We start from the raw sequence: 18504 nt of genomic DNA, 5'->3' as shown, positions 1-18504 counted from the left end.
TGCCGGAAATGGTCGCCGTCTGCTCGAGCGCCGCGGGCGGCGCGAACTGACGGGTTTCGTGAAGAACCGATTCAATCGCAGACATCGACAACCCCTTGGTGAACATGAATCCTCTGCATGGCGGCGCGATCGTGTGCGCCGCGCGTCGTCTTGGCCGGCGCCTGCGCGCCGCTGTCTCCCACCACCCGCACGCGGCCGCGAAGCCTGCGCACGATGCTGCACCGCACCACCTCACATGAACGTGACCCGCGGCCCGGCAGTTTCCACGATAAGCGCTCCAACTTACCCGTCACTTACGCGGCATGGCCGTTTCGTGCGCCGGGCGGCGCCGCATCGAGGTCGGCTTTACGCTGTTACAACCGCGACCCTACAATCCTAACTGAACTCGCCTTCCGGATTCCAGCTTGAATCGCTACGCCCTCTTCCTCATCCTGTCGATGCTGTTCGTCGGCAGCAACGTCGGTATCGGTAAATCCATCGTTGCATTCGTCCCCGTCGCCATCCTCGCCACGCTGCGCTTCGTGATCGCGATCGCCGTGCTGTGGCCGCTGTTCAGCCCCGTGAAGATGCGCGCGGTCAAGCGCGGCGAATGGCTGAACCTGTTCCTGCAGGCCTTCTTCGGCACCTTCATGTTCACGCTGCTGATGCTCAACGGCGTGCAGCGCACGAGCGCGGTGGCCGCGGGCGTCATCACGAGCACGATCCCGGCGATCGTCGCGCTGTTCGCGTGGCTGATCCTGCGTGAAAAACCGAACGGCCGTGCGCTCGTGTCGATCGCGCTCGCGATCATCGGCGTCGTGACGATCAACCTCGCCAACGGCGGCGCGGCCGGTCACGGCGCGCAGGGCGACGCGTCCGGCTCGCTGACCGGCAACCTGCTGATCCTCGGCGCGGTGTGCTGCGAATCGATCTACGTGATCCTGTCGCGCCGGCTCACGCAGACGCTCGCGCCGATCGACATCTGCGCGTACACGCACCTGTTCGGCCTGTTCCTGATGCTGCCGCTCGGCGCAACCGCGCTGTGGCACTTCGATTACGCGAGCGTGCCCGCCGGCACCTGGGCGCTCGTCGTCTGGTACGGGCTGTCGGCCAGCATCTTCTCGTTCTGGCTGTGGATGAAGGGTATCCGGCACGTGCCGGGCAGCCTCGCCGGCGTGTTCAGCGCGGTGCTGCCGATCGCCGCGGCCGCGTACGGCATCGCGTTCCTCGGCGAGCGCCCGACGCTTGCGCACGGCATCGCGCTCGCGTGCGTCGTCGCCGGCATCGTGCTCGCGAGCCTGCGCGTGAAACGCGTGCCGGCCGCCGCTTCCTGATCCGTCCCCGGCAGTGCCGGCGCGTCGCTGCAACCGCGCCGGCCGACGCGTTACAATAGCGCGCCTTTTCAAGATCATCCCCGATACCTGCGCACCGCGCCCGTACCCCGACATGTCCGCCCCGCATTCGCCCGGCCATCCTGGCCGTCGCCCGCTTCGCCCCCTTCCCGCGCTGATTTTCATGAGCCGCTGGCTCCAGGTGCCGCTTTACCTCGGCCTGATCGTCGCGCAGGCCGTCTATGTGTTCCTGTTCCTGAAGGAAGTCTGGCACCTGCTGTCGCATGCGGCGGGCCTCGACGAAATCAGCGTGATGCTCGCCGTGCTCGGCCTGATCGACGTGGTGATGATCTCGAACCTGCTGATCATGGTGATCGTCGGCGGGTATGAAACGTTCGTGTCGCGGCTCGGCATCGAGGGCCACCCCGACGAGCCCGAATGGCTCGACCACGTGAACGCGGGCGTGCTGAAGGTCAAGCTGTCGATGGCGCTGATCAGCATTTCGTCGATCCACCTGCTGAAGACCTTCATCAACCCCGACCAGCACACGACGCACGCGATCATGTGGCAGGTGCTCATCCACGTGTCGTTCCTCGTGTCGGCGCTCGTGATGGCGTGGGTCGACCGCCTGACGACGCATACGCACCCGGCCCATTTCCACGAGGCGCATGCGCCCGCGGCGTCCCGACCGGCGGCCTGAACCGTCGGCAAACCATTCCCACTGTCCCCACAGAGTCTCAGCCATGACCGTCATCAAACAGGAAGACCTGATCCAGAGCATCGCGGATTCGCTGCAGTACATCAGCTACTACCACCCGCTCGACTACATCCAGGCCCTCGGCCGCGCGTACGAGCTGGAAGAGAGCCCGGCGGCGAAGGACGCGATTGCGCAGATCCTCACGAACAGCCGCATGTGCGCGGAAGGTAAGCGCCCGATCTGCCAGGACACCGGCATCGTGACGATCTTCGTGAAGGTCGGCATGGACGTGCGCTGGGACGGCGCGACGATGGGCCTCACCGACATGATCAACGAAGGCGTGCGCCGCGGTTACACGCACCCGGACAACGTGCTGCGCGCGTCGATCGTCAATCCGCCGGAAGGTGCCCGCAAGAACACGAAGGACAACACGCCGGCCGTGATCCACTACGAGATCGTGCCGGGCGACAAGGTCGACGTGCAGGTCGCGGCCAAGGGCGGCGGCTCGGAAAACAAGTCGAAGTTCGTGATGCTGAACCCGTCCGACTCGATCGTCGACTGGGTGCTGAAGACGGTCCCGACGATGGGCGCCGGCTGGTGCCCGCCGGGCATGCTCGGGATCGGCATCGGCGGCACCGCCGAGAAGGCGATGCTGATGGCGAAGGAATCGCTGATGGAGCCGATCGACATCCAGGAAATCATCGCGCGCGGCCCGAAGGACTGGGTCGAGGAACTGCGCGTGGAACTGCACGAGAAGGTCAACGCGCTCGGCATCGGCGCGCAGGGCCTCGGCGGCCTCGCGACCGTGCTCGACGTGAAGATCATGGCGGCGCCGACGCACGCGGCCTCGAAGCCGGTCGCGCTGATCCCGAACTGCGCGGCCACGCGCCACGCGCACTTCGTGCTCGACGGTTCGGGCCCGGCCAAGCTTGAAGCGCCGTCGCTCGATGCCTGGCCGAAGGTGCAGTGGGAGCCGAACACGGAAACCAGCAAGCGCGTCGACCTGAACACGCTGACGCCGGAAGAAGTCGCGAGCTGGACGCCGGGCCAGACGCTGCTGCTGTCCGGCAAGATGCTCACCGGCCGCGACGCCGCGCACAAGCGCATCGCCGACATGCTCGCGAAGGGCGAGCAGCTGCCGGTCGATTTCACGAACCGCGTGATCTACTACGTCGGCCCGGTCGATCCGGTGCGCGACGAAGTGGTCGGTCCGGCCGGCCCGACGACGGCCACGCGCATGGACAAGTTCACCGAGACGATGCTCGCTCAGACGGGTCTGATCTCGATGGTCGGCAAGGCCGAGCGCGGCCCGGTCGCGATCGACGCGATCAAGAAGCACAAGGCAGCCTACCTGATGGCGGTCGGCGGGGCGGCCTACCTCGTGTCGAAGGCGATCCGCGGCGCGAAGGTGCTCGCGTTCGAAGACCTCGGCATGGAAGCGATCTACGAGTTCGACGTGCAGGATATGCCGGTGACGGTGGCCGTCGATTCGTCGGGCACGTCGGTGCACCAGACCGGTCCGAAGGAATGGCAGGCGAAGATCGGCAAGATCCCGGTCGCCACCGCTTAAGCGCGATCGAACGAAAGGCCGGACGGACGTCCGGCCTTTTTACTTCTCATTCTCATTATTGTGTTCGGCCGGTCGTTCGAGGCTGATTCTCATTACACGCGAAAGGCAGGCCCGACAAGGCTTCGAGGCTTGGCTTTTCTCGTTCGAGCGATTATCGTTCGGTTTCTGAAGCCCCACTGAACAAGGAATAGCCATGCAAGGCGACAAGAAAGTCATCGAATATCTGAACGCCCAACTGAAGAACGAACTCACGGCGATCAACCAGTACTTCCTGCATGCGCGCATGTACAAGCACTGGGGCCTCGAGAAGCTCGGCAAGCACGAATACGATGAGTCGATCGGCGAAATGAAACACGCCGACTGGCTGATCGAGCGCGTGTTCATGCTCGACGGCCTGCCGAACCTGCAGGACCTGCACAAGCTGCTCGTCGGCGAGGAGACCGAAGAGATCCTGAAGTGCGACCTGAAGCTCGAGCAGATCTCGCAGTCCACCTGCAAGGAAGCGATCGCCTACTGCGAATCGGTTCGCGACTACGTGTCGCGCGAGATCTTCGAAAAGATTCTCGACGACACCGAAGAGCACATCGACTGGCTCGAAACGCAGATCGACCTGATCGGCAAGGTCGGCCTGCAGAACTATCAGCAAACGATGATGGGTTCGGCCGAGTAATCGCACCGCCCGCCCGACGATGACGAACCCGTCCGCCGCACCCGCGCCGCGCGCCACCGCCCCTGTCGGCATCTTCGACTCGGGGCTCGGCGGTCTGTCGGTGCTGCGCGCCGCGCGCGCGCATCTGCCCGGCGAATCGTTCGTCTACGTCGCCGACTCGCACCACGCGCCGTATGGCCCGCGCGACGAGGCATTCATCACGGAACGCACGCTGGCGATCGGCGAGTGGCTCGCCCGCGAAGGCGCGAAAGCGCTCGTCATCGCATGCAACACGGCCACGGCACGGGCGATCGCGGCCATCCGCGAACGCCTGTCGATCCCGCTCGTCGGCGTCGAGCCGGGCATCAAGCCGGCCGCCGCGCTGTCCACGACCGGCGTCGCGGGCGTCCTCGCCACGCAATCGACGCTGAACAGCCCGCGCTTCCAGGCACTGCTCGACCGCTACGGCGCCGGCCGCCGCTTCATCTGCCAGCCCGGCCACGGGCTCGTCGAAGCGATCGAACGCGGCGACACGAACTCGCCCGCATTGCGCGCGCTGCTCGAGCGTTACATCCAGCCGATGCTCGACGACGGCGCCGATACGCTGGTCCTCGGCTGCACGCACTACCCGTTCTTCACAGACACGATTCGTAACCTTGTTGGCGAGCGCCTGACGATCGTCGATACGAGCGATGCCATCGCGCGCCAGCTCGCGCGGGTGCTCGACGAGCGCGGTCTGCGCGCGCCGGCCGGCACGCATGCCGCGCCGCCGCGCTTCTGCTCGACAAGCGACGGCCTGCAACTGCGCGCGCTCGCGTCGACGCTGCTCGGCCTCGATGCGCCGGTCGAATCCGTCACCATTTCGTCGCCGAACGCGCGCGCCTGCGCGACCGCCTGACGCGGGCCGGTACGCCCGCTCCCGCGACGACTTCGCCTTCCCCCGCCGTTTCAAGGGTCCGATGACCTTAAAAAAGCCCGACCCAGGCTTGTCAACCTCCGCAAAATTAATGATAATAATTCGCATTAACGTTAGCTATCGCAACTCATCATGATCGTCTGCGTGTGCAAGTCTGTTTCGGATCGCAAGATTCGCGCGTCCCTCGCCGAGGGCGTGAACTCTTTCGATGAACTCCAGTTCGAGCTCGGCGTGGCCACGTGCTGCGGCAAGTGCGAGGAGTCCGTACGCGACCTCATGGCCGAGCAAGGCGTCTGCGCGAGCCGTTGCGGTGTCGAGCATCATGCGCATCCGATTCCGGTCACGTTCTACGACCGCAAGGCCGCCTGAGCGGCGCCGAGCGTGCGCATGCGGCCCAGGCCGCATTTTTTGTCTTGACCGTCAGCAAGCCACCGTCTGCGCGAGCCAACGGCTTACCTGCCAAGGAGCCTGTGATGGAATTGCTGATCGGATTCGTAACCACCGTTTGCATCTCGCTGCTGATCTTCCGCAAGTGATGCCGATTCACCCGCCGCGCCCCGGGTGCGACGTCGTTCTTTCAAGCTAACATGCAGGCTTCGCATCTCGCTCCTGCCGGCGCCATGCCGGCTGCACCACGTATGAATCCCCGAGTGATCGTCGTCGCGGTCGGTGTGCTTGCCGCACACGCGATCATGCTGACGGCCGCGTGGCTCCATCGCAACGCACCGCCGCCGAAATCGGTCGAGGTCCAGACGATCACCGCGCAGCTCATCACGCCCGCGCCGATCGCGCAGCAGGTCGCGGCCGAGTCGATCCCGCAGCCGGCACCGCCGAAGCCCGTGCCGCGCGTAAAGCCGAAGGTCGAGCCGAAGCCGGTGCAAAAGGCGGCGAAGCCGACCCCGCAGCCGCTTGCGCCGTCGCCGGCCCCATCGCCCACACCCGCTCCCGCAGCCGATCCAACGCCGGCGCCGGCCGCGCCCGCTCCCGCGGCACCGGCCGCCACGCCGGGCCCGGCGCGCGAAACGATGCAGGTCAGCGCACCGAAGAACGTGCCGACGCTCCAATGCAACTTCGTGAAGCCCGACTATCCGTCGATGTCGCGCCGCCGCGGCGAATCGGGCACCGCCTATGTTCACTTCGTCGTCGGCGTGACCGGCAAGATCGAAAGCATCGATCTGCAGAAGAGCAGCGGCTATCCGCGCCTCGACGATGCCGCACTCGACGCGATGCGCTCGACCACCTGCCGCCCGTACGTCGAGAACGGCCAGGCGATCCGCGCCGCCCGCACACAGCCCTACAGCTTCGGGCTCACCGACTAACCTGCCTCATCCGGAAGATTCAAAGGAAACAAAAAATGCAAAGCTACGGTATCGCGCACGTCTGGGCGCAAGGTGATTTCGTCACGCGCGCCATCGCGATCACGCTGCTCGTGATGTCGGTCCTGTCGTGGATCGTGATCGTCATCAAGGGCTGGAACGTGATCCGCCTGAACCGCCTCACGAAGAATGCCGAACAGGCATTCTGGCATTCCGACAATTTCGACGACGGCATCAAGAAGCTCGGCCTCGCCGCATCGACGCCGAACGACAACCCGTTCCTCGCGCTCGCGCTGTCGGGCAAGGAAGCCGCCGACCACCACCATCAGACGCAACCGCACCTGCACGACCGCATGGACGTATCGGACTGGGTCACGCGCTGCCTGAAGGACACGATGGACGAAGGCATTTCGCGCATGCAGAGCGGCCTCGCGATCCTCGCATCGGTCGGCAGCACGGCGCCGTTCGTCGGCCTGTTCGGCACGGTCTGGGGCATCTATCACGCGCTGCTCGCGATCGGCGCCACCGGCCAGACGTCGATCGACCAGGTCGCGGGCCCGGTCGGCGAATCGCTGATCATGACGGCCTTCGGCCTGTTCGTCGCGATTCCCGCGGTGCTCGGCTACAACGCGCTGACCCGCGCGAACAAGGGCGTCGTCAGCAAGCTGCGCCGCTTCGCGCACGGCCTGCATGCGTACTTCGTGACGGGCGCGAGCCTCGCGTCGTCGTCGACGCGCGACGGCCTGCGTCTCGCATCGCGCGCCGCCAGCTGAGACGAGGTGAACCATGGCCATGAACACCGGTTTCAGCGACGATGACGACGATGCCGTGATGAGCGAGATCAACATGACGCCGCTCGTCGACGTCATGCTCGTACTCCTGATCATTTTCCTCGTGACGATCCCGGCGATGCAGCATGCGGTGAAGATCGACCTGCCGCACGCCAGCAGCCAGCCCGTCGACGAAAAGCCGCAGACCGTCGACGTCGCGATCCAGGGCGACGGCACGATCCTGTGGGACGACCACACGGTCACGCGCGAACAGCTGCAGGCACGCATTGCGGAAGCTGCGAAGCGCACGCCGCAGCCGGAATTGCATCTGCGCGCGGACCGCAAGGTTGCCTACGAACACGTCGCGGAAGTGATGTCGGATGCGCAAGCTGGCGGCCTGACAAAACTCGGCTTCGTGACGGAGCCGGGCGCGAAAGCGAAGTAACGCACGCACGTTCCGCCGTCGCCACTGCGCAGCTAGCCGGCCGTACCTAACCGGCCGTACCTAACCGGCCGTACCTAACCGGCCGTACCTAAAGTAAAAGGCCTTCATCGCCAGATGAAGGCCTTTTTTCATGCGCACGCGGGCGCCTTCGGGCGGCGGGCTCTTCGGCGGTATCGGTTACGCCTCGAGCAACGCAAATGCGACTCTGCCGTGGTCTGCACGGACTGCGCGTTCTGCCCTATCTGGCTCACAATATATGCGGCCACCTGATTTCGCTCAGAACTTCCTTCGCGAAATGGGATTTCAATATAGGCCCGCCCGCGCACGCATTCAAGGTTCCGGCGATTGAAACTTGCGATTGCAGCCGACGCTTCAATGACAAAACAAATTTGCGTCGTCGTGCGTGCCGTGTTCAGGTGGCCGAAACATCGGCTGCCGTTTCCTTCTTCGCACGCTCGGGGCAACCCGGCTCCTTGTATGCGCCATGGTCGAGCTTCTCGACCAGGTAATCGACGAACGCACGGACCGCGGGCGGCATCCCCTGACGCGACACGAACACCGCATACAGCTGCGGCACCGGCAGCGTCCAGCCCGGCATCACCGGCGACAGTTGCCCCGCGCGCAACGCGTTGCCGTACATCATCTCCGGCAGCGCCGCGATGCCGAGGCCGTCGAGCACGGCCTCGCGGATCGTCATCAGGTCGGCCGTCACGAGACGCGGATCATGCTCGTGCACGTGACGCGTTCCGTCCGGCGAGATCAGGTTGAATACGTGCCGGCCGTCGACGCTCGGCGTATCGAGCGTCTCGAAGCCGGTCAAGTCGTCCGGCGCCAGCGGCGGCGCGTTCTGGCTCAGCAGGCTCGGCGCGCCGACCAGCATCTGCTCGGTGCGCCACAGCGGCCGCACGACGATGTTCGCGTTCTGCGGCGGCTCCGAGCGCACGCGCAACGCGACGTCGATCGAATCCTCGAACAGGTCGATCACGCGATTCGTCACGCGCACATGCACCTTCACCTCGGGATAGCGGCGCAGGAATTCGGGCAGGATGCGCGACAGCATTGTCTGCGACAGCGTCACCGGCACGCTGACGCGCACCGAGCCGCGTGGCGACGCGCGCAACTGCTGCACCGCGTTCATCGCGGCCCGTGCTTCGGCGAGCATCGCCTGGCAATGCTGGTAGAACAGCTCCCCCGCCTCGGTCAGTGCGAGCTTGCGCGTCGAGCGCTGAAGCAGGCGCACGCCGAGCGCGGCCTCGAGCTCGGTCAGGCGCCGCGACAGACGCGATTTCGAGATGCCCAGCACGCGTTCGGCGGCCGAAAAGCCCCCATGTTCAACGACCTGCGAGAAGTACATCAGGTCGTTCAGGTTATGTGCATCGATATTCATCTCATCGTTCCAATTTCAGAACAATCCATTGCGAACCACCGCCAATCGAACGGGAAAACGCCCAATATAATAGCGCTATGTTTCAAAAATAACGCTATTCCGATGATTTCGAGGGCTTCCCATGACCACCGCTCGCTCGCTTGATCGCACCTACCCCGCGCTTCGCACCACCGAAGGCGGCGGTTTCGTGGTTCACCGCCCGTTCCCGACGCGGCTGCTGATGGATTTCGATCCGTTCCTGCTGCTCGATGAAATGGGCCCCGTCGACTACGCGCCCGGCGAAGCCGTGGGTGCGCCCGACCATCCGCATCGCGGCTTCGAGACCGTGACCTACGCGCTCGATGGACGCTTCCGCCATCGCGACTCGTCCGGCCATGCCGGCACGCTCGGCCCCGGCGACGTGCAGTGGATGACGGCCGGCGCCGGCGTCGTGCACAGCGAGATGCCCGAACCGGCGTTCGCTCGGGCAGGCGGACGCTCCCACGGCTTCCAGCTGTGGGTCAACCTGCCGCGCCGCGACAAGATGATCGCGCCGCGCTACCAGGAGATCCCGGCCGCCCGCATTCCGACCGCGACATCGCCGGACGGCCGCGCGCGCGTGCGCGTCATCGCGGGCGAAGCATTCGGCGTAAAAGCCGCGATCGAGACGCGCACGCCGATCCTCTACCAGCACTTCACGCTGGAGCCCGGTGCAACGGTCACGCAGCCCGTGCCGGCCGGTTATCGCGTGTTTGCCTATCCGATCGACGGAAGGGGCCTTTACGGGCCCGACAGGCAAGCTGTCGACGCACGGCACATGATCGTCTACGGCGACGATGGCGACACCGTCACGTTCGCTGCCGGCGACACGTCGCTCGACCTGCTGCTGATCGGCGGCGTGCCGCTCAACGAGCCGATCGTCCGTTACGGCCCGTTCGTGATGAATACCGAGGAAGAGATCCGGCAGGCTGTCGTCGACTATCAGACCGGTCGCATGGGTCGCATCGAAGCGTGAATCGGATCGGGTGGCAGGTGCCGCGAAGCCGATGGTTTTGCGTCACAATAACTTCTTGAACCATGTGGCCGCCCGCCACCAGAAGGAACCCGTCCCCTTGAACTTCGAACATCTGATCCAGATCAATTCCGACGATCCGGCCGTGCCGAGCCTCAACCGCGACCAGCTCTGGGAAGGTCTCGTCCTGCGTGCCGAACAGCCGCAACTGTTCGTGATCGGCCTCGACAGCTGCGTCATCCGCGAGCGGACGGACACGACGCTCGAACGCGAACTGCACTACGGCCACGCGACCGTGCGCGACCACGTGACGTTCACGCCGAACCAGCAGGTCCGCTACGACATCCGTGCGGCCGATGGCGAGATCGGTGGCTCGCTGACGATGACGATCGAGGAACGCGACGACCACGAGCTGTTCCTGCGTTTCGAGTACCGCACGACGCTGACGGTCACCGACGACAGCGAAGAAGCGCGACAGACGCACGGGATCGTCAAGGAGGCGTACCGCACGTCGGACATCGACACCGTTCGCCTGATCCGCGAATACGCGCAGGGTCGCAAGGACCCTGATCCGCTGCACTGAACCCGGCGGCGGCCTGCGGGCCGCCCCTTTGACTCAGGCTATCAGCCCAGACGAATCGATCGATAAAGAGTTTTTGTAAATGGGAATAGTTATCATTTAGAATTCATTCCATCGTATCGACAGTCACCGATCAAACCGAATGACCGACACCATGCGCCCGACCACGCTGACCCTGCGCCGCACCACGAGCACCGCAGCCAGCAGCCGCCAGAAGACGGCAGCGGTCACCACGCCGGCGAAACCCGCCGGCAACCGCGATGCAGGCACGCGGGTCGTCAACAGCGATGCGCTGCTGCAAGGCCAAAGCCACGTCAGCATCGCGCATAACGGAGAGACTTATCAGTTGCGGGCCACGCGGCTCGGCAAACTGATCCTGACGAAGTAACGACCGAGTATTGTGGGGACCACCTCCCTGAGAGGTGTTGGGCAGTAGCCAGCGTAACGGCTTGCACGCGAGATCTAGACCCCTTCGTGCAAACACACTCAAGCAGCCGTTGCAGCAAGCCAAGCCACTTTTTTGGTTCTCGCACAAGGAAGAAAAAAAGCGACACGTCGATGGACGTGTCGCTTTTTCGTTTGGGCAGCCAATGCGCGAAGCACGCCGCCCGGGTCACAGCTGCCGTCAATGCGCGACAGCGAGAAGCGACATACACGCCGCTTCAGAACCCCCAGAACATCAACCACCACGCGCTGTCGATGACGGCCAGGCCGACCGCGAACCACGCGAATGCCGCGAGCCGGCGCGGCCACGTCGCATAGCGCCCCGTCACCTGCCACGCGAGCCACGCACTCCATACGTTGGCGCCGACCAGAATCGCGATGCGCACATCGGTAGCCCAGCCGAGCGGCACATGCTCGGCGCGCAGCAACGACAGCGTCGTGGCCGACAGCCCGAGGAACACGCCCGCGCCCGCGATCGGGATCAGCGCCTGGGCGAGGTGATGCAGGCGCACGCGATCGAAACGGCCGAGCATCAATGTGGCGCCGGCCAGCAACACCAGCAGCGCCGTGCCGTACACGAGCCCCGTGCCGACGATGTAGCTGACGACCAGCCCGCCATCGAGCCAGGAGAACACGTCATTGCGATCCGGGTAGTGCGTGAGCAGGAACCACGGCGCATTGGTCTCGAGCGGCCACGTGATGTCCTGATCGATCAGCCAGCCCGCGAGCCATTGCTTGATCTGCACGAACCACGGGCTGACGGTCCAGTGGAACGCACCGATCGCCACGCCGAGCAAGCCGTACAGGATCAGCGCGGTGTCCCACGGATTGGCCCGCTCCGCACCGAGATTCACGACTTCGTCGGACGGCGAGCGCAGCGACAGCGAAATCGCGTCGCGGTGCCCGCTGCAGCGGCCGCACATATGGCAGTCCGCCGCGCCCTTCATGTTGCGCAACGGCACGAGCGGCGCGCAATTGATCGGAATCACGCGATGGCCGTGCTCGCCGTTCTTGTACGAACGGCGCCACGCATCCTCGTCGACCTTGTAGCGCATCGGCGCAAGCCGCGCGAGCAGCCCGAACACGCCGTTGACCGGGCACAGATACTTGCACCACACGCGCTTCTCGCGACCGTACAGCACGCCGATCACGATCGCGCCGACGGTCGAGCCGCCGAGCACGAACAGCACCGCGAGCGGGTACTGGTACACGCTGACCATCTGCCCGTAGATCGTCGTGATGCCGAACGCGACGAACGGCCAGCCGCCCCACCGGATCCAGCGCGGAATCGGGCCGCCGCGGCCGAACTTGCTCGCGTATTCGGTGAGCGCGCCCTCCGGGCACAGCACGCCGCACCACACGCGGCCGAGCATCACCATCGACAGCAGCACGAACGGCCACCAGATGCCCCAGAACGCGAACTGCGCGATGAGCGTGAGGTTGTTCCACAGATGCGCGGAATCGTCCGGCAGCGGCAGCACGGCCGGCACGATGATCAGGAACGCGTAGACGGCGACGACGATCCACTGGATACCCCGGATCAGCGCACCGTGGCGCTGCATCCACTGGCCGGCCTGCGCGAGCCAGCCCGGCTTGACGGCGGCGATAACACTCATGCCGCGCGACCCGCTGCGACGGCCGGACGGCGGCTCGCACGCTTCATCAGCAGCCAGACGACCGCCCAGTAAACCGCATAGGCGACCAGGTTGGTCAGCGCCGGATGCGCGCGATAGCCGGTCAGCGTCGCGACGAGCGAACCGAACGTGCCCGAATCATCGAGGATCGCGGACGTGTCCCACACTTGCGAGATGCCGAGCGGCAGGATTTCCTTGTCGATCAGCTTGTCGACGCCGGTCTGGAACAGGCCCGCGCCGAGGAACAGCAGCATCACTTCGGTGACGCGGAAGAAATGCCGCCACGAGAAGTACTTGCCGCCGAGTTGCAGCAGATAGAACGTGAGGAACGCGAGGCCGAGACCGATCACGACCGCAAGCATCTGGCTGCCATCGACGTGGCCCGACTGGCCGAAACCGAGGCCGTACAGGAAGATCACCGTCTCGCTGCCTTCGCGCGCGATCGCGAGCGCGACCAGCACGGCGACGCCCCACCAGTTCGAATCGCGCGTGCTTTGCTGCAGCGATTGCTCCATGTCGCGCTTCAGCGTGCGGCCGTGCCGGCGCATCCACAGCACCATCTGCACGATCAGCACGCACGCGATCAGCACCATCGCCGTCTGGAAATAGTCCTGCGCGTCGCCGGACAACACTTCGGTGAACCCGACCAGCGCGGCGCCGAGGCCGACGGCCATCAGCAGGCCGACGCCGACGCCGGCCCAGAGGAAAGGCAGGCCGCGGCGCGCGTCGTCGTCGCCGTTTTTCAGCCATGCATAGAGAATGCCGACGACGAGCAGCGCTTCGACGCTCTCCCGCCAGACGATGAACAAGATCTGACCCATCGATACCTCCTGACGCGCGGGGCAAGGGACTGGCGCGCCCGCGCGCAGATAAAACGCGTTACTTCGCGACGATCACGCCCTGTGCCTGCTGGTGGAAATCGTCGAAAAACTTGTATTCGCCCGGCGACAGCGGGGCGACGACGACGAACGAGTCGGCGCCCGGCGCGAGCACCTTCTCCTTGCGCAACTGCACGCTCTCGAATTCGGCGGCACCCTTGCCGGTGTTCCTGATCTCGATTTTGAAACGCTGGCCGGCCGGCACTTCGATGCGGGCGGGGTTCAGCTTGCCGTCCGTCATCTCGAGCTTGAACGTCGGCAGATCGGCCGCATGGGCCGCGCCGGCAAGCCACAGCGCAGCGGCTGCGGCGACGATTTTCTGGGGAATTTTCATACTGGGTTCTCTACGCCGACGGCGCGCCGAAGCGCGCCGTTCGTGATGCCACCGATCAGTAACCGCCCTTCTTGCCGATACCGGCGAACGGGAAGTCGTACTCGAGCGTGATGGGTTTGAACCACGGGCCCACGCCCGTTTCCTTGTCGACGTGGCGACCGAACGCCATGTGACCGGACTGCATCGGCGGCTTGACGACCAGCGTCAGGTGGTACTTGCCGGGGCCGGCGAGCTTCACGTTGTCGCCGTAGTGCGGGCCGTCGCTCGCGACCATGCCCATCAGGTCGCCTTCGGCCTTCCACTTCGTGTCGCCCTGCTTCGTCAGCTTGTAGGTGACCTGCAGGTACGGCATCCAGTCGCCTTCCGCGAAACCGGTCGGGTTGTTCTTGACCGCATGGATGTCGGCCTCAAGGTGGATGTCGGAATCCGACGCCTTGCGCATCATGCCTTCCGGGTCCATCGTGATCGGCTGCAGATACACCGCGCCGATTTCCATGCCGCCCTGGATCTGCTGCTTGCCGATCGGATACTCGGCAGCCGAGGCCGACATCGCGGCCAGCGCCGCCGCTACCGCAACCGTCGTGCGGATGAACGAAGAACCCAACATGGACACTCCTTGTTATTTGTCTGACTATCTTGACGACATGCGGGCCGCCGCCGGGCCGCCCGCTGGAAACACTAACGCGACGAAGAACGTTAATGCGAACTATTCTCAATACATGGGGAGTTTAGCACCGAACCCGTTCCGGAACAAACGGAGAGCGCCGTAAACCCCTGATCCGACAAGGCTTACAGGCGCTTTACCAAAAGGATACGGTGACGTTTGGAAAGATTTACCGCCCGCCGCTGATGTGGTCGCCGACGTTCGCGCCGAACACGCGTTCGCGCAGCACGGCAAGCTGGTCGCGGGTCGCGGCGGCCTTCTCGAACTCGAGGTTCTTCGCGTAGTCGGCCATCTGCTTCTCGAGGCGCTTGATTTCCTTCGCGAGCTGCTTTTCCGACATGTCCTCGAATTTCGCGCGCTGCTGCGCCTCCTTCAGCTCCGCACGCGCGTCGTCGGCGTTGTAGACGCCGTCGATGATGTCCTTGATGCGCTTCACGACGCCGCGCGGCGTGATGCCCATCTTTTCGTTGTACGCGATCTGCTTCGCGCGGCGCCGCTCGGTTTCGCCGATCGCGCGCTTCATCGACTCGGTCATGTTGTCCGCGTAGAGGATCGCCTTGCCGTTCACGTTCCGCGCGGCGCGGCCGATCGTCTGGATCAGCGAGCGCTCGGCGCGCAGGAAGCCTTCCTTGTCCGCGTCGAGGATCGCGACGAGCGACACTTCGGGAATGTCGAGGCCCTCGCGCAGCAGGTTGATCCCGACCAGCACGTCGAACGTGCCGAGCCGCAGGTCGCGGATGATCTCGACGCGCTCGACCGTATCGATGTCGCTGTGCAGGTAACGCACCTTGACGCCATGGTCGGCCAGGAACTCGGTCAGTTGTTCGGCCATGCGCTTCGTCAGCGTCGTGATCAGCACGCGCTCGCCGGCCTTCACGCGCGCGTTGATCTCGGTCAGCACGTCGTCGACCTGCGAGCTCGCCGGCCGCACTTCGATTTCCGGATCGACGAGGCCCGTCGGTCGCACGACCTGCTCGGCGATCTGCCCCGTCACGCGCTTCTCGTAGTCGGCCGGCGTGGCCGACACGAACACGACCTGCCGCATCTTGCGCTCGAACTCGGGGAACTTCAGCGGCCGGTTGTCGAGCGCGGACGGCAGGCGAAACCCGTAATTGACGAGGTTTTCCTTGCGTGCGCGGTCGCCGTTGTACATGCCGTTCAGCTGGCCGATCAGCACGTGCGATTCGTCGAGCAGCATCAGCGCATCGGGCGGCAGGTAGTCGACGAGCGTCGGCGGCGGATCGCCGGGCGCCGCGCCCGAGAAATGCCGCGAATAGTTCTCGATGCCCTTGCAGAAGCCGAGCTCCTGCAGCATCTCGAGATCGAAGCGCGTGCGCTGCTCGAGGCGCTGCGCCTCGACGAGCTTGCCTTCGCGATGGAAGAACTCGAGCCGTTCGCGCAATTCGTCCTTGATCGTCTCGACCGCGCGCATCACGGTGTCGCGCGGCGTCACGTAGTGCGACGACGGATACACGGTGAAACGCGGAATCTTCTGCCGCACGCGCCCGGTCAGCGGGTCGAACAGGTGCAGCGTCTCGACCTCGTCGTCGAACAGCTCGACGCGCACGGCCATTTCCGCGTGTTCGGCGGGGAAGATGTCGATCGTGTCGCCGCGCACGCGGAACGTGCCGCGTTGGAAATCCTGCTCGTTGCGCGTGTATTGCATCGCGATCAGCCGCGCGATCACGTCGCGCTGGCCGAGCTTGTCGCCGGTTCGCAGCGTCAGGATCATCTGGTGGTATTCGGACGGATTGCCGATACCGTAGATCGCCGACACCGTCGCGACGATCACCACGTCGCGGCGCTCCATCAGGCTCTTCGTCGCCGACAGCCGCATCTGCTCGATGTGCTCGTTGATCGACGAATCCTTCTCGATGAACAGGTCGCGCTGCGGCACGTAGGCCTCAGGCTGGTAGTAGTCGTAGTACGAGACGAAATACTCGACCGCGTTGCGCGGGAAGAACTCCCGGAACTCCGCGTAAAGCTGGGCCGCGAGCGTCTTGTTCGGCGCGAACACGATCGCCGGGCGGCCGAGCCGCGCGATCGTGTTCGCCATCGTGAAGGTCTTGCCCGAACCCGTTACGCCGAGCAGCGTCTGGAAGGCAAGGCCGTCGCCGACGCCTTCGACGAGCGTGTCGATCGCGGTCGGCTGGTCGCCCGCGGGCGGATAGGGCTGGTAAAGCTGGAACGGCGACCCTTCGAAAGTGACGAATTTGGATTCGTCGAGCGCGTCGCCGACTTCGGCATGATGTTCGGACATGGAATGCGGCCGGAGCAAGGGCAAAGAAAGCATTCTAGCGCTTCGCGGCCGTGCGAACTGCTGTCGACTCCTGACGCGCGACGGCCGCCCGAAATCGCGATTCGTCGCCCTGATCGCGACGGAATGACCGCCCCCGCCAGCACGAATTCGCTACAATGTCAGGCTGCTGCGCTTCCCGGCGTCGCGCCGCAGGCGCGGTCCACTGCGCCCGCCCCGCCGGTTGAAAGCCTGACCCTCTTTTCACTACTGCCGAATCATCATGTCGCTCTTCTCCGCTGTCCAGCTTGCTCCCCGCGACCCGATCCTGGGCCTGAACGAAGCCTTCAACGCCGATGCGCGTCCGACCAAGGTCAACCTCGGCGTCGGCGTGTACACGAACGAAGACGGCAAGATTCCGCTGCTGCGCGCGGTTCGCGACGCGGAAAAGGCGCGTGTCGAGGCCGGCCTGCCGCGCGGTTACCTGCCGATCGACGGGATCGCCGCCTACGATGCAGCCGTGCAGAAGCTGCTGCTCGGCAACGACTCGCCGCTGATCGCGGCGGGCCGCGTGGTCACGGCCCAGGCACTGGGCGGCACCGGCGCGCTGAAGATCGGCGCCGATTTCCTGCGCACCCTGAACCCGAACGTGAAGGTCGCGATCAGCGATCCGAGCTGGGAAAACCATCGCGCGCTGTTCGAAGCGGCCGGCTTCGAGGTCGTCGCGTACCCGTACTACGACGCGGCCACCCACGGCGTGAACTTCGAAGGCATGCTGTCGGCGCTGAACGGCTATGCGGCCGGCACGGTCGTCGTGCTGCACGCGTGCTGCCACAACCCGACCGGCGTGGACCTGACCGAAGCGCAATGGCAACAGGTCGTCGACGTCGTGAAGGCGCGCAACCTCGTGCCGTTCCTCGACATGGCCTACCAGGGCTTCGGCGAGAACATCGAAGCCGATGCCGCTGCCGTGCGCCTGTTTGCCGCGGCCGACCTGAACGCGTTCGTGTCGTCGTCGTTCTCGAAGTCGTTCTCGCTGTACGGCGAGCGCGTCGGCGCGCTGTCGATCATCACGTCGAGCAAGGAAGAAGCCACGCGCGTGCTGTCGCAACTGAAGCGCGTGATCCGCACGAACTACTCGAACCCGCCGACCCACGGCGGCGCAGTGGTCGCAGCGGTGCTCGCGTCGCCGGAACTGCACGCTTCGTGGGTGCAGGAACTCGGCGAAATGCGCGATCGCATCCGCGCGATGCGCAATGGTCTCGTCGAACGCCTGAAGGCGAGCGGCGTCGATCGTGACTTCAGCTTCATCAACGCGCAGCGCGGGATGTTCTCGTATTCGGGCCTGACCTCGGCACAAGTCGATCGCCTGCGCGACGAGTTCGGCATCTATGCGGTCGGCACGGGCCGGATTTGCGTCGCCGCGCTGAATATGCGGAACCTCGACGCGGTCGCCAATGCGGTCGCAGCGGTCCTGAAGTAAAGCCACGCCGGGAGGCGGCTGTCACCGGCCCCGCCCTGCCGACATGAAAAACGCGCTCCACGGAGCGCGTTTTTTTGTGCAGTCCAGCGTCCAGCGCGGCGGACGGCGATACCGCCCGCTCCCGCGTTACTGCATGAACCAGCCGTGGCTGACGACGAACGACTGGCCGGTGAGCGCGGCGCTCGGGAACGCCGACAGGA

General features: G+C 65.1%; 19 protein-coding genes. 13 read left to right on the top strand and 6 right to left on the bottom strand.

The window, feature by feature from the left end; all coding sequences use genetic code 11:
* Window positions 1–404 precede the first annotated feature (404 nt).
* The 9 genes from J8I33_RS33765 (at window position 405) to J8I33_RS33725 (ending at window position 7673) form a co-directional block, all read left to right on the top strand.
* Window positions 405–1313, top strand: a complete 909-nt coding sequence (locus J8I33_RS33765) for a DMT family transporter (RefSeq protein ID WP_124631988.1) — start codon at window positions 405–407, stop codon at window positions 1311–1313.
* A gap of 112 nt (window positions 1314–1425) precedes the next feature.
* On the top strand, window positions 1426–2010 hold the full coding sequence (locus J8I33_RS33760; RefSeq protein WP_050018193.1) for a TIGR00645 family protein: 585 nt from the start codon (window positions 1426–1428) through the stop codon (window positions 2008–2010).
* Between the two features lie 43 nt (window positions 2011–2053).
* On the top strand, window positions 2054–3577 hold the full coding sequence (locus J8I33_RS33755; protein ID WP_050018192.1) for a fumarate hydratase: 1524 nt from the start codon (window positions 2054–2056) through the stop codon (window positions 3575–3577).
* 193 nt (window positions 3578–3770) lie between these two features.
* Window positions 3771–4247: a bacterioferritin gene (gene bfr, locus J8I33_RS33750; RefSeq protein WP_043188739.1), complete on the top strand. Its 477-nt coding sequence runs from the start codon at window positions 3771–3773 to the stop codon at window positions 4245–4247.
* Window positions 4248–4266: 19 nt separating this feature from the next.
* The gene (gene murI / locus J8I33_RS33745; protein ID WP_050018191.1) at window positions 4267–5124 is read left to right on the top strand and encodes a glutamate racemase; all 858 of its coding nucleotides are present in this window, start codon (window positions 4267–4269) and stop codon (window positions 5122–5124) included.
* Window positions 5125–5274: 150 nt separating this feature from the next.
* The gene (locus J8I33_RS33740) at window positions 5275–5511 is read left to right on the top strand and encodes a (2Fe-2S)-binding protein (RefSeq protein WP_006482749.1); all 237 of its coding nucleotides are present in this window, start codon (window positions 5275–5277) and stop codon (window positions 5509–5511) included.
* A 218-nt stretch (window positions 5512–5729) separates the two neighbouring features.
* Window positions 5730–6461, top strand: a complete 732-nt coding sequence (locus J8I33_RS33735) for an energy transducer TonB (protein WP_124557682.1) — start codon at window positions 5730–5732, stop codon at window positions 6459–6461.
* 35 nt (window positions 6462–6496) lie between these two features.
* A complete protein-coding gene (locus J8I33_RS33730; protein ID WP_006483875.1) occupies window positions 6497–7231 on the top strand; it encodes a MotA/TolQ/ExbB proton channel family protein in 735 nt (244 codons plus the stop codon).
* 13 nt (window positions 7232–7244) lie between these two features.
* Window positions 7245–7673: a biopolymer transporter ExbD gene (locus J8I33_RS33725; RefSeq protein ID WP_006478310.1), complete on the top strand. Its 429-nt coding sequence runs from the start codon at window positions 7245–7247 to the stop codon at window positions 7671–7673.
* 412 nt (window positions 7674–8085) lie between these two features.
* Here the strand turns inward: J8I33_RS33725 and J8I33_RS33720 are convergent, their stop codons facing one another.
* Complete coding sequence (locus J8I33_RS33720) at window positions 8086–9060, bottom strand: LysR family transcriptional regulator (protein ID WP_209939968.1); 975 nt, start codon at window positions 9058–9060, stop codon at window positions 8086–8088.
* Window positions 9061–9181: 121 nt separating this feature from the next.
* On the opposite strand from J8I33_RS33720, the gene J8I33_RS33715 reads away from it, so the two are divergent.
* The 3 genes from J8I33_RS33715 (at window position 9182) to J8I33_RS33705 (ending at window position 11019) form a co-directional block, all read left to right on the top strand.
* Entirely contained in the window at window positions 9182–10054 is an 873-nt protein-coding gene (locus tag J8I33_RS33715) for a pirin family protein (protein WP_050018188.1), read from the top strand.
* Between the two features lie 97 nt (window positions 10055–10151).
* A complete protein-coding gene (locus J8I33_RS33710; RefSeq protein ID WP_050018187.1) occupies window positions 10152–10634 on the top strand; it encodes an SRPBCC family protein in 483 nt (160 codons plus the stop codon).
* A 139-nt stretch (window positions 10635–10773) separates the two neighbouring features.
* Window positions 10774–11019, top strand: coding sequence for a hemin uptake protein HemP (locus J8I33_RS33705; protein ID WP_050018186.1), 246 nt, complete (start codon window positions 10774–10776; stop codon window positions 11017–11019).
* Between the two features lie 274 nt (window positions 11020–11293).
* Here the strand turns inward: J8I33_RS33705 and J8I33_RS33700 are convergent, their stop codons facing one another.
* The 5 genes from J8I33_RS33700 to uvrB form a co-directional block, all read right to left on the bottom strand.
* Complete coding sequence (locus tag J8I33_RS33700) at window positions 11294–12691, bottom strand: 4Fe-4S binding protein (RefSeq protein ID WP_050018185.1); 1398 nt, start codon at window positions 12689–12691, stop codon at window positions 11294–11296.
* Complete coding sequence (locus J8I33_RS33695) at window positions 12688–13530, bottom strand: FTR1 family protein (RefSeq protein WP_027784952.1); 843 nt, start codon at window positions 13528–13530, stop codon at window positions 12688–12690. The genes J8I33_RS33700 and J8I33_RS33695 overlap by 4 nt, the downstream gene beginning before the upstream one ends.
* 58 nt (window positions 13531–13588) lie before the next feature.
* Window positions 13589–13921 carry a cupredoxin domain-containing protein gene (locus J8I33_RS33690; RefSeq protein ID WP_006478303.1) on the bottom strand — a complete coding sequence of 111 codons (333 nt, stop codon included), beginning with the start codon at window positions 13919–13921 and terminating at the stop codon, window positions 13589–13591.
* Between the two features lie 55 nt (window positions 13922–13976).
* Window positions 13977–14528: an iron transporter gene (locus J8I33_RS33685; protein WP_050018184.1), complete on the bottom strand. Its 552-nt coding sequence runs from the start codon at window positions 14526–14528 to the stop codon at window positions 13977–13979.
* A gap of 226 nt (window positions 14529–14754) precedes the next feature.
* Entirely contained in the window at window positions 14755–16845 is a 2091-nt protein-coding gene (gene uvrB, locus J8I33_RS33680; RefSeq protein WP_050018183.1) for an excinuclease ABC subunit UvrB, read from the bottom strand.
* Window positions 16846–17104: 259 nt separating this feature from the next.
* On the opposite strand from uvrB, the gene J8I33_RS33675 reads away from it, so the two are divergent.
* Entirely contained in the window at window positions 17105–18304 is a 1200-nt protein-coding gene (locus tag J8I33_RS33675; RefSeq protein ID WP_050018182.1) for an amino acid aminotransferase, read from the top strand.
* The last annotated feature ends 200 nt before the right edge of the window (window positions 18305–18504 follow it).

It is taken from the genome of Burkholderia sp. AcTa6-5, from assembly GCF_017815075.1.
In the GTDB taxonomy this organism is placed as follows: domain Bacteria; phylum Pseudomonadota; class Gammaproteobacteria; order Burkholderiales; family Burkholderiaceae; genus Burkholderia; species Burkholderia sola.
This window is presented reverse-complemented; position numbering and strand designations above follow the sequence as displayed.

Coding starts and splice junctions, on each gene's coding strand:
- J8I33_RS33735 (WP_124557682.1), top strand. CDS start 5,730: ATGCAGGCTTCGCATCTCGCTCCTGCCGGCGCCATGCCGGCTGCACCA.
- J8I33_RS33760 (WP_050018193.1), top strand. CDS start 1,426: ATGTCCGCCCCGCATTCGCCCGGCCATCCTGGCCGTCGCCCGCTTCGC.
- bfr (WP_043188739.1), top strand. CDS start 3,771: ATGCAAGGCGACAAGAAAGTCATCGAATATCTGAACGCCCAACTGAAG.
- J8I33_RS33675 (WP_050018182.1), top strand. CDS start 17,105: ATGTCGCTCTTCTCCGCTGTCCAGCTTGCTCCCCGCGACCCGATCCTG.
- J8I33_RS33720 (WP_209939968.1), bottom strand. CDS start 9,060: ATGAATATCGATGCACATAACCTGAACGACCTGATGTACTTCTCGCAG.
- J8I33_RS33705 (WP_050018186.1), top strand. CDS start 10,774: ATGACCGACACCATGCGCCCGACCACGCTGACCCTGCGCCGCACCACG.
- J8I33_RS33725 (WP_006478310.1), top strand. CDS start 7,245: ATGGCCATGAACACCGGTTTCAGCGACGATGACGACGATGCCGTGATG.
- J8I33_RS33700 (WP_050018185.1), bottom strand. CDS start 12,691: ATGAGTGTTATCGCCGCCGTCAAGCCGGGCTGGCTCGCGCAGGCCGGC.
- uvrB (WP_050018183.1), bottom strand. CDS start 16,845: ATGTCCGAACATCATGCCGAAGTCGGCGACGCGCTCGACGAATCCAAA.
- J8I33_RS33715 (WP_050018188.1), top strand. CDS start 9,182: ATGACCACCGCTCGCTCGCTTGATCGCACCTACCCCGCGCTTCGCACC.
- J8I33_RS33755 (WP_050018192.1), top strand. CDS start 2,054: ATGACCGTCATCAAACAGGAAGACCTGATCCAGAGCATCGCGGATTCG.
- J8I33_RS33685 (WP_050018184.1), bottom strand. CDS start 14,528: ATGTTGGGTTCTTCGTTCATCCGCACGACGGTTGCGGTAGCGGCGGCG.
- J8I33_RS33690 (WP_006478303.1), bottom strand. CDS start 13,921: ATGAAAATTCCCCAGAAAATCGTCGCCGCAGCCGCTGCGCTGTGGCTT.
- J8I33_RS33730 (WP_006483875.1), top strand. CDS start 6,497: ATGCAAAGCTACGGTATCGCGCACGTCTGGGCGCAAGGTGATTTCGTC.
- murI (WP_050018191.1), top strand. CDS start 4,267: ATGACGAACCCGTCCGCCGCACCCGCGCCGCGCGCCACCGCCCCTGTC.
- J8I33_RS33740 (WP_006482749.1), top strand. CDS start 5,275: ATGATCGTCTGCGTGTGCAAGTCTGTTTCGGATCGCAAGATTCGCGCG.
- J8I33_RS33695 (WP_027784952.1), bottom strand. CDS start 13,530: ATGGGTCAGATCTTGTTCATCGTCTGGCGGGAGAGCGTCGAAGCGCTG.